Source organism: Kitasatospora sp. NPDC059722 (assembly GCF_042733235.1).
Classification (GTDB): domain Bacteria; phylum Actinomycetota; class Actinomycetes; order Streptomycetales; family Streptomycetaceae; genus Kitasatospora.
In genome coordinates, this window is record NZ_JBHWGD010000150.1 from 1 (window position 1) to 9,593 (window position 9,593).

7 protein-coding genes are annotated in these 9,593 nt (G+C 73.8%); 6 read left to right on the forward strand and 1 reads right to left on the reverse strand.

Going from position 1 to position 9,593, the window contains the following annotated elements:
• Nucleotides 1-1,958: AAA family ATPase (locus ACFV4F_RS40530; RefSeq protein WP_380510541.1), on the reverse strand; the 1,958-nt coding region annotated here is incomplete at its 3' end.
• 421 nt (nt 1,959-2,379) lie between these two features.
• Here ACFV4F_RS40530 and ACFV4F_RS40535 point away from each other — a divergent pair.
• The 6 genes from ACFV4F_RS40535 (at nt 2,380) to pabB (ending at nt 9,395) form a co-directional block, all read left to right on the forward strand.
• Nucleotides 2,380-3,765 carry a glycosyltransferase gene (locus ACFV4F_RS40535; RefSeq protein WP_380446394.1) on the forward strand — a complete coding sequence of 462 codons (1,386 nt, stop codon included), beginning with the start codon at nt 2,380-2,382 and terminating at the stop codon, nt 3,763-3,765.
• Nucleotides 3,766-3,820: 55 nt separating this feature from the next.
• Entirely contained in the window at nt 3,821-4,879 is a 1,059-nt protein-coding gene (locus tag ACFV4F_RS40540; RefSeq protein ID WP_380510544.1) for a DegT/DnrJ/EryC1/StrS family aminotransferase, read from the forward strand.
• An 88-nt stretch (nt 4,880-4,967) separates the two neighbouring features.
• Entirely contained in the window at nt 4,968-6,176 is a 1,209-nt protein-coding gene (locus ACFV4F_RS40545) for a cytochrome P450 (RefSeq protein WP_380510547.1), read from the forward strand.
• A 37-nt stretch (nt 6,177-6,213) separates the two neighbouring features.
• Nucleotides 6,214-6,408, forward strand: a complete 195-nt coding sequence (locus ACFV4F_RS40550) for a ferredoxin (RefSeq protein WP_380446397.1) — start codon at nt 6,214-6,216, stop codon at nt 6,406-6,408.
• A 51-nt stretch (nt 6,409-6,459) separates the two neighbouring features.
• Nucleotides 6,460-7,218 carry a thioesterase II family protein gene (locus ACFV4F_RS40555; RefSeq protein WP_380491511.1) on the forward strand — a complete coding sequence of 253 codons (759 nt, stop codon included), beginning with the start codon at nt 6,460-6,462 and terminating at the stop codon, nt 7,216-7,218.
• 29 nt (nt 7,219-7,247) lie between these two features.
• Nucleotides 7,248-9,395 (forward strand): aminodeoxychorismate synthase component I, encoded by a 2,148-nt coding sequence (pabB, locus tag ACFV4F_RS40560; protein ID WP_380510549.1) that lies wholly within the window; start codon nt 7,248-7,250, stop codon nt 9,393-9,395.
• Nucleotides 9,396-9,593 lie beyond the last annotated feature (198 nt).

Genomic DNA, 9,593 nt, shown 5'->3' on the forward strand with positions numbered 1-9,593 from the left:
GGGGCGGTCAGCCACCGCGACAGCATGACCCGCACGCCGACCACGGCCGAGGTGCAGGCGTTGGTCTTCGGGCCGTTGACCCACGGGCCGGCGCCGCGCACGGCGCGGTCGAGGGCGGCGGTCGCGGCGTCCGTCTCGTCGGCGAGGGCGAGGGCGGCCGCGGCGGTGATCAGCGGCCAGCCGGGGCAGGACGGACCGGCGGCGGCGACGGCCCGGCGGGCGGCCGCGACGGCGAGTTCGCGCGAGTGCCCGGCGAGGGCGGCGCGCAGGGCGGCGAGGGCCTGCTCCTGGACGTTGGCGGTGTCGTCGCGGGCCACGGTGAACGCGGTGGCGCGGGGCACGGGGACGGTGGCGACGGCCGACGCCCGGCCGCGGCCGGTGACGAGCAGGGCGGTGCGGACCTGCCAGCGCAGGCGGGGGCCCCAGTCGCCGTCCGGTCCGTCGAGGGCGCGTTCGAGGGCCTCGGCGAGTTCGGCGCGGTGGGTCGGCGCGAGCGGCACGGCGAGGCAGGCCATGGCGCACTCGACGGCGATCCGGGCCCGGTCGGCGGGGTCGGCGGCGAGGGCGAGGGCGGCGCGGAACATCGGGACGGCGGCGAGCGGGTCGGTCTGGGCGAGGGCGACGGCCAGGCGCAGGCGCAGCCGGTCGTCCTCGGGGGTGGTGTCCAGGGCGCGGTGCAGGTAGCCGGCGGCGAGGGCGAAGGCGCCGCGCTGCTCGGCGGCGGTGGCGGCGTCGCACAGGACGGCGGCCATCCACGGCTGCGGGATGCCGGGGACCTCCATCAGGTGCCGGGCGACCTGTTCGGCCGGGCGGCCCGCGTCGCTGAGCAACAGGGCGGCCCTGGCGTGCAGTTCGGCGGTCCGGCGGCCGTCGCCGGGGGCGAGGAGGGCGGTGCGCGCGGCCGGGTGGACGTCGCCGCCGGCGGTGAGCGCGCCGCATTCCCCGAGCATCGCGACGGTCTCGTCGGCGCGGGGGCCGGGGACGCCGGCGAGGGCGGCGACGAGGTCGGTGCGGGCGGTGCCGAGCACCGCGACGGCGGCCGCGGCGGCGCGGACGGTCGCGGGTGCGGCGTCGAGTGCGGCGCGCACGGCGCGGGCGAGGGTGCGGGCGCCGAGTTCGGCGACGCGGTCGGCGCCGACGCCGTCCGGTCCGTGGCCGAGGGCGCCCAGTTCGTCGAGGACGTGGAGCGTGGTGCGCGGGTTGCCGCCGCACACCTCGGCGAGGCGGTCGACGAAGGCGGGTTCGACCGGGGCGGGCGACCACCGGCCGACGAGCCCGGCGACGGCGGCGCGGTCGAGCGGGGCGAGCGGCAGTGGGCTGACGAACGGGTCCGCGGTGAGGTCGAGCCAGGCCGCGGGGGCGGCCGGGCGGGCGCCGTCGCGGCGGGAGAGGGCGACGAGCAGCGGGAGTCCTGCGGAGCGCCGGAGCAGGAAGTCCAGCCAGCGCAGGGTGTGTTCGTCGCAGGCCTCGGCGTCGTCGAGGGCGAGGACGAGCGGACGGTCCGTCATGAGGCGGGCCGCGGCGCGGTAGAGGGCGTGGAAGACGGGGCAGGCCTCCGCGGGGTCGAAGGAGCGCGTGTGCCGCGGCCGGGGCAGGTGTGCGGCCAGTGCCGCGCCGCCCGATGCCTCGTCACCTGATGTCACGCCTGATGCCGCGTCCGGTGATGTCGCGCCTGATGTCGCGTCCGGTGTCACGCCGCTCTCGGCGAAGAGGGCGCGCAGGCCCGAGTAGCCCGTGCCGTCCGGCCGTTCGCCGTGCAGGACGAGCGCGCCGTGCCGGGCGGATTCCGCCCGCAGCTCCGCGAGCAGCCGGGTTTTCCCGATTCCGGCCGGGCCGGTGAGGACGACGCAGCCGGCGTTCCCGCGGCGGCCGGCCCCTGCGTGTCCGGAAAGCGTCGCCAGTTCACCTGCGCGACCGAGAATGTTCCCCTGGTCGGGAATTCCTGCCGTAGGCAGCACGGAACCTTCACCCCCCAAGCGCGGACGATTCCGCTATTCCGACACCACGCCCGGACCGCAGGACAATTGCGGTTGACAGGTGCAACAGTACCCCGGGTCATACGATCAAATATGTATGGGACCCGTCAAGAACAGCACGGGTGCCCGAACGATTTCCGGCCGTCGCGACCCCGCCGCGAGGCCGTCGCGCCGTCCGGGCCGGTGGCCGCCCTCCCCGTCGCGGCGCGCGGCCGGATCCCCCAAGGAATGTTGAACCTCCCGTTGGTTTGTCTTTACCGCCGGGCCGCGGTCCAAACCCGCGCACACCAGGACGATCGGCCCCGGCCCCGGGCCGGCCCCGGCCAGGACTAAGGAATTCCCGGCGCGGGGCGTGAGACCAAGGTGGGGTGCACCCCCAGCCGTCCCGCCCCGAGGGAGTCCGATGACCGCCCCGCAGCGTCCGATCCTGTTCGTCAGCCTGCCGGAGAGCGGACTGCTCAACCCGCTGCTGGTGCTGGCCGGTGAGCTGGCCCGCCGGGGCGTGCCGGACCTCTGGTTCGCCACCGACGAGCCCCGGCGCGCCGACGTGCTGGCCCTCGCCGACGGGTCGGCGGTGGAGTTCGCCTCGCTCGGTGAGGTGTTCTCCGAGCTGTCGGCCGTCAGCTGGAGCGACGAGGTCTACCGCGAGGTGACCCAGCCGGACCGCTTCCGCGCCCACCGGGCCGTCATCCACCAGTCCTACCGGCCCGATCTGCAGGCCGAGAAATACCGTCGGCTCGCGGCCGTGGTGGACAAGTGCAATCCGGCCCTGATGGTCATCGACTGCGTCAGCTCCTTCGCCGTCGACCTCGCCCTGACCCGGGGCATTCCGTTCGTGCTCAGCGTACCGTTCCTGCCGAGCAATGTACTCACCTCGCACAGCCCATTCGGCAGCTCGTACACGCCCAAGGATTTCCCCGTCCCGCATTCCGGCCTGCCGTACCCGATGGGTTTCGGCCAGCGCCTGGCCAACCGGCTGTTCAAGCTGCGCACGCTCGCGCTCTTCTTCAACCCGGCCATGGGGAAGGTGCTTTCCGAGGACGCCCGGCTGCGCAAGGAACTCGGGCTTCCCAAGCCCAGCCCGATGACCCGGATCGACCGGGCCGAAATGGTGCTGTGCAATTCCGTGCGGGAGCTCGACTACCCGTTCGAGATGCCGGGGAAGGTCAAGCTGGTCGGGGCGATGGTGCCGCCGCTGCCGGAGTCCACGCGGGCCGCGGACGACACCGGCGTCATGGACTGGCTCGACGCGCAGTCCTCGGTGGTCTACATGGGCTTCGGCACCATCACCCGGCTGACCCGGCCCCAGGTGGCCGCGCTCGTCGAGGTGGCGCGCCGCCTGGACGGGCGCCACCAGGTGCTGTGGCGGCTGCCCGCCGAGCAGCAGCACCTGCTGCCGCCGAAGGAGCAACTCCCGGACAACCTGCGGATCGAGAGCTGGCTGCCGTCGCAGCTGGACGTGCTGGCCCACCCCAAGGTCGGGGTGTTCTTCACCCACGGCGGCGGCAACGGCTTCCACGAGGGCGTGTACTTCGGCAAGCCGCTGGTGGTGCGCCCGCTGTGGGTGGACTGCTACGACCAGGCCGTGCGCGGCCGGGACTTCGGGATCAGCCTGACCCTGGACCGGCCGCAGGACATCGACCCGGCCGACGTCGTCGACAAGCTCACCCGCGTCCTCGGCGACGGCTCCTTCCGCGAGCGCGCCGAGCGCATCGGCGCCCTGCAGCGCGCCGCCGGCGGCCGCACCACCGCGGCCGACCTGCTGCTCGCCCTGCCCGCCCTCGCCTGACCCTTCCCCCCCGGCGACACCCCCTTCGACCAACGCACCGAGCGAGGACCCTTTCATGCCCTTCACCATCCCCGTGTCCCGGCCCAGCCTGGACGGGCGCGAGCTGGAGTACGTCACGAGCACGATCGGCGACGGCTGGATCTCCTCCCAGGGCCCGTACGTCCGGCGCTTCGAGCGGGCCTTCGCCGACTACAACGGCTCCGCCCACGGCGTGGCCTGTTCCTCCGGCACCGCGGCGCTCACCCTGGCGCTGCGCGCCCTCGGCGTGGGCCCCGGCGACGAGGTGATCGTCCCCGAGTTCACGATGATCGCCACCGCCTGGGCCGTCACCTACACCGGCGCGACCCCGGTGTTCGTCGACTGCGCGGACGACCTGAACATCGACGTCGCGCGGATCGAGGAGAAGATCACCCCGCGCACCAAGGCGATCATGCCGGTGCACGTCTACGGCCGGCGCTGCGACATGGCGGCCGTCATGGACATCGCGCACCAGTACAACCTGCGCGTCGTCGAGGACTCGGCCGAGGCCCACGGCATCCGCCCCACCGGCGACATCGCGTGCTTCTCGCTGTTCGCCAACAAGATCATCACGGCCGGCGAGGGCGGCATCTGCCTCACCGACGACCCCCGCCTGGCTGCCCAGCTGGACCACCTGCGCGCCATGGCCTTCACCACCGACCACAGCTTCGTCCACAAGAAGCTCGCCTACAACTTCCGCATGACGGCCATGCAGGCCGCCGTCGCCCTCGCCCAGACCGAGCGCCTCGACGCGATCCTCGCCACCCGCCGCGAGATCGAGCAGCGCTACGACCAGGGCCTCAAGGACGTCCCCGGGATCACCCTCATGCCGCCCCGCGACGTGCTGTGGATGTACGACGTGCGGGCCGAACGCCGCGCCGAGCTGCGCGACTTCCTCGCCGCCGAGGGGATCGAGACCCGGCTGTTCTTCCAGCCGATGAGCCGTCAGCCCGGCTACCTCGACCCGGCCTGGCCCGGCCTCAACGCGGCCCGCTTCGCCGCCGACGGCCTCTACCTGCCCACCTACACCGACCTGACCCCCGCCGACCAGGACCGCGTGATCGGCGCGGTCCGCGCGTTCTACGGCGCGTCCTGAACCGGCCCGCCGGAGGAGACCCGAACCCATGACGCCCGACACTGCGACACCCGGCACGGTACCTCCGGACACTGTGCCTCCCGATACTGTGCCCACCGACGACGTGACGTCCGGCGGCACGACGGGCGCCGAACCGCCGGTGGTCGACTTCCCGCTGCGCGTGCCCGGCGAGTCCTTCCCCCCGCCGCGCTACCAGGACTACCGGGACCGGCAGGGCCTGGTGGTCTCCTACCTGCCGAACGGCCGCAAGGTCTGGCTGGTCACCCGGCACGAGGACGTGCGCTCCGTCCTCACCAACAAGAAGATCAGCTCCAACCCGGACCACCCCGGCTTCCCCAACGTCAGCGAGACGATGGGCGTGCCCCGCCAGGAGCAGATCCCGGGCTGGTTCGTCGGCCTCGACTCGCCCGAGCACGACCGCTTCCGCAAGGCGCTCATCCCGGAGTTCACTGTCCGGCGGGTGCGGGAGCTGCGGCCGGCGGTCGAGCAGACCGTCGACCGGTGCATCGACGCGATGCTGGCGGCCGGCGACGAGGCCGACCTGGTGGCCGACTTCGCGCTGCCCGTCCCCTCGCTCGTCATCTCCTCGCTGCTCGGCGTGCCGCCGGTGGACCGGGACTTCTTCGAGTCCCGCACCCGCACCCTGGTCGCGATCCAGGCCTCCACCGACCAGCAGCGCGACACCGCCTCGCGCGAACTGCTGCGCTACATCAACCGGTTGGTGGCGATCAAGCAGAAGTGGCCCGGCGACGACCTGATCAGCCGGCTGCTGGCCACCGGCGCGATCGAGCCCCACGAGATGTCCGGCGTGCTGATGCTCCTGCTCATCGCCGGGCACGAGACGACGGCCAACAACATCGCGCTCGGCGTGGTGACGCTCCTCCAGCATCCCGAGTGGATCGGCGACGACCGGGTGGTCGAGGAGACGCTGCGCTTCCACTCGGTGGCCGACCTGGTCTCGCTGCGGGTCGCGGTCGAGGACGTCGAGATCTCCGGGCAGCTGGTGCGGGCCGGCGAGGGAATCGTGCCGCTGGTGGCCGCCGCCAACCACGACGAGAAGGCCTTCTCCTGCCCGCACGCGTTCGACCCGGCCCGCACCGAGCGCCACCACGTCGCGTTCGGCTACGGCGTCCACCAGTGCCTGGGCCAGAACCTGGTCCGGATCGAGATGGAGATCGCCTACCGCCGGCTCTTCGAGCGCATCCCCGGCCTGCGCCTCGCGGTGCCCGTCGAGGACCTGCCACTCAAGTACGACGGCGTGCTGTGCGGCCTGCACGCGCTGCCCGTCCGCTGGTAGCACCCGTCCCGCCCGACCGTTTCAGGAGAAGACGTTCATGCGCATCACCGTCGACACCGACCGCTGCGTCGGCGCGGGCCAGTGCGTGCTCAACGCCCCGGCCGTGTTCGACCAGGACGACGACGGCGTGGTCGAGCTCCACGACCCCGCCGTGGCCCCCGAGGACCGCGACGCGGTCGACACCGCCGCCACGCTCTGCCCGTCCGGCGCCATCACCGTCCACCGGGGCTGATCCCCGCGAGGCCGGGCCCGTCCAGGGCCCGAAAAGAGAGGACCGACCCCCATGACCAGTCCCGGCACCGCGAGCACGCTGTGGCTGCGCCGCTTCCACCCGGGCGAGGGCCGCGCCGTGCGCCTGGTGTGCTTCCCGCACGCCGGCGGCTCCGCGAGCTTCTTCCACCCCGTCTCCGCGGCCCTGTCCGCCGAGGCCGAGGTGATCGCCCTGCAGTACCCCGGCCGGCAGGACCGCCGCCTGGAGCCCTGCGTCGAGGACATCGCGACCCTCGCCGACCGGATCACCGAGGAACTGCTCACCCTGGACGACCGGCCCACCGTGTACTTCGGCCACAGCATGGGCGCCGTCCTCGCGTTCGAGACCGCGTGGCGGCTGGAGCACAAGGGCACCCACGCGCCCGGGGCGGTCATCGCCTCCGGCCGCCGCGCGCCGTCCACCACCCGCACCGAGACGGTGCACCGGCGGGACGACGACGGCGTCATCGCCGAGCTCAAACTGCTCAACGGCACCAACGCCCAACTGCTCGGGGACGAGGAGATCCTGCGGATGGCGATGCCCGCGATCCGCGCCGACTACCGCGCCATCGAGCGCTACACGTGCGGGACCGACCGCGTGCTCGGCTGCCCGGTCGTCGCCCTCACCGGCGACGCCGACCCGCGCACCACCATCGCCGAGGCCCGCGCCTGGCAGGCCCACACCGCCGGTGACTTCCGCCTCCAGGTCCTGCCCGGCGGTCACTTCTTCCTCGCCGACCAGCAGGCGGCGGTGCTCCGGGAGATCTCCGCCGAACTCGCCGCGCTCCGCTGACGGACCGCCGGCCCGGACAAGGACCCCTGATGCGCACACTCCTGGTCGACAACTACGACTCCTTCACCTACAACCTCTTCCACTACCTCGCCGAGGCCAACGGCCGCGATCCTGAGGTCATCAGCAACGACGACCCGGCGTTCCGGCCCGAACTGCTCGACGCGTTCGACAACGTCGTGCTCTCACCGGGGCCGGGCACTCCGCACAACCCCGCGGACTTCGGCCACTGCGCGGGCATAGCCCGCGAGGGCCGGCTGCCCGTCCTCGGCGTCTGCCTCGGCCACCAGGGCCTCGCCCTCGCGCACGGCGCCACCGTGGGCCGGGCGCCCACGCCCCGGCACGGCCGTACGTCGGCCGTGCGCCACACCGGCACCGGGCTCTTCCACCACCTGCCGAACCCGCTGGAGGTCGTCCGCTACCACTCGCTCGCGGTCACCTCGCTGGCCCCCGCCCTCGAACCGATCGCGTGGGCCACCGACGACGGCGTGGTGATGGCGCTGCGCCACCGCGAACTCCCCATGTGGGGCGTGCAGTTCCACCCCGAGTCGATCGGCACCGAGGCGGGCAAGCGGCTGCTGTCCAACTTCCGCGACCTCACCGAGCAGCACGGACGCCGCCGCCGCACCGCCGCCGCACCGCGACCCTCCGCGCCACAAGCCTCCGCCACCGTAAGCGCCGCGCCCCGGCCGCCCGCGCGCCGGCTCGCGGTCCTGACCCGGCAGGTCGGGACCGGGTGGGACGCCGAGACCGTCTTCGACCGCGTGTTCCGCGGCGGCAGCCACCCGTTCTGGCTCGACAGCAGCCTGCCCGGCGGCCGCCTCGGGCACGTCTCCGCGATGGGCAACGCCGCCGGGCCGCTCGCCCGCGTCGCCACCGCCGACGTCCAGCGCGGCACCGTCACGGTCACCGCCGGCGACACCGCGCAGGTGATCGAGGGCGAGTTCCTGGCCTGGCTCGACGAGGACCTGCGCACGCTGGACGTCGACGTGCCCGAGCTGCCGTTCGACTTCGCGCTCGGATGGGTCGGCTGCCTCGGCTACGAGCTCAAGGCCGAGTGCGGCGGCGACCGCGCCCACCGCTCGCCCGACCCGGACGCCGTCATGGTCTTCACCGACCGCGCCGTCGTCGTCGACCACCACACCGGCGCCGCCCACCTGCTCGCCCTCGCCGAGGACGGCCGGGACGACGCCGCCCTCGCCTGGCTGGACGAGACCGCCGCCCTGCTCACCGGGCCCGCCCCGCGCACCGACCCGCCCGCGCACACCCCGCCCGGCGAGGACTCCCGGCTGCGGCTGCGCCACCCCCGCGACGCCTACCTCAAGCTCATCGACGCGTGCCAGGACGAGATCGCGGCCGGCGAGACCTACGAGGTCTGCCTCACCAACATGATCGACGCCCCCACCGACCTCGACCCCTGGCAGGCCTACCGCGCCCTGCGGCGGATCAGCCCGGCCCCGTTCGCCGCCTTCCTCTCCTTCGGCGACCTCGCCGTACTCAGCTCCTCCCCCGAGCGCTTCCTGCGGATCGGCCCGGACGGCCTCATGGAGTCCAAGCCCATCAAGGGCACCCGGCCGCGCGGCGCCACCCGCGAGGAGGACTCCCTGCTCGTCGCCGACCTCGCCACCAGCGAGAAGGACCGGGCCGAGAACCTCATGGTCGTCGACCTCGTGCGGCACGACCTCGGGCGCTGCGCCCGGACCGGCTCCGTCGTCGCCGACCCGCTGTTCAACGTCGAGACGTACGCCACCGTGCACCAGCTCGTCAGCACCGTGCGGGCCCGGCTGCGCCCGGAGTGCAGCGCCGTCGACGGCGTCCGGTCGGCGTTCCCCGGCGGCTCGATGACGGGCACGCCCAAGCTGCGCACGATGCAGATCATCGACCGGCTGGAGAACGGGCCGCGCGGCATCTACTCGGGCGCGATCGGCTACTTCTCGCTCAGCGGCGCCGCCGACCTGAGCATCGTGATCCGCACCGCCGTGCTCAGCGGCGGGCGGCTGCGCTACGGGGTCGGCGGGGCGATCATCGCGCTGTCCGACGCCGAGGGCGAGTTCGACGAGACGGTGGTCAAGGCCCGGCCGCTGCTCGCGCTGCTGGACACCGCGCTCCCGCTGCAGAACCCGCCGGCCTCCGCGCGCCGGCGCCGGCCGTCCAGGGCCTTCCCGGCCGTCTCGGGCTGAGAGCCCCCTCCGCAATTCAGGCTGGGGACGGCCGCCGCAGCCGCCCAGCGACCCGTCAGGAGCGAAGGTGTCCGTCCACAGCGATGACTACGCGATCGATCCGGCCGCCGGCTCCCCCGGGGCGCTGGGCGGCCACACCCTGCCCGCCGTGTTGTCAGCGGCGGTGCGCGGGGCGCCGGTCGCCGTCGGCCGGGGTGA

What these genes read in the sequence shown, in the direction of transcription:
- ACFV4F_RS40555 (WP_380491511.1), top strand. Translation starts at nt 6,460, where the DNA reads ATGACCAGTCCCGGCACCGCGAGCACGCTGTGGCTGCGCCGCTTCCAC.
- ACFV4F_RS40535 (WP_380446394.1), top strand. Translation starts at nt 2,380, where the DNA reads ATGACCGCCCCGCAGCGTCCGATCCTGTTCGTCAGCCTGCCGGAGAGC.
- pabB (WP_380510549.1), top strand. Translation starts at nt 7,248, where the DNA reads ATGCGCACACTCCTGGTCGACAACTACGACTCCTTCACCTACAACCTC.
- ACFV4F_RS40540 (WP_380510544.1), top strand. Translation starts at nt 3,821, where the DNA reads ATGCCCTTCACCATCCCCGTGTCCCGGCCCAGCCTGGACGGGCGCGAG.
- ACFV4F_RS40550 (WP_380446397.1), top strand. Translation starts at nt 6,214, where the DNA reads ATGCGCATCACCGTCGACACCGACCGCTGCGTCGGCGCGGGCCAGTGC.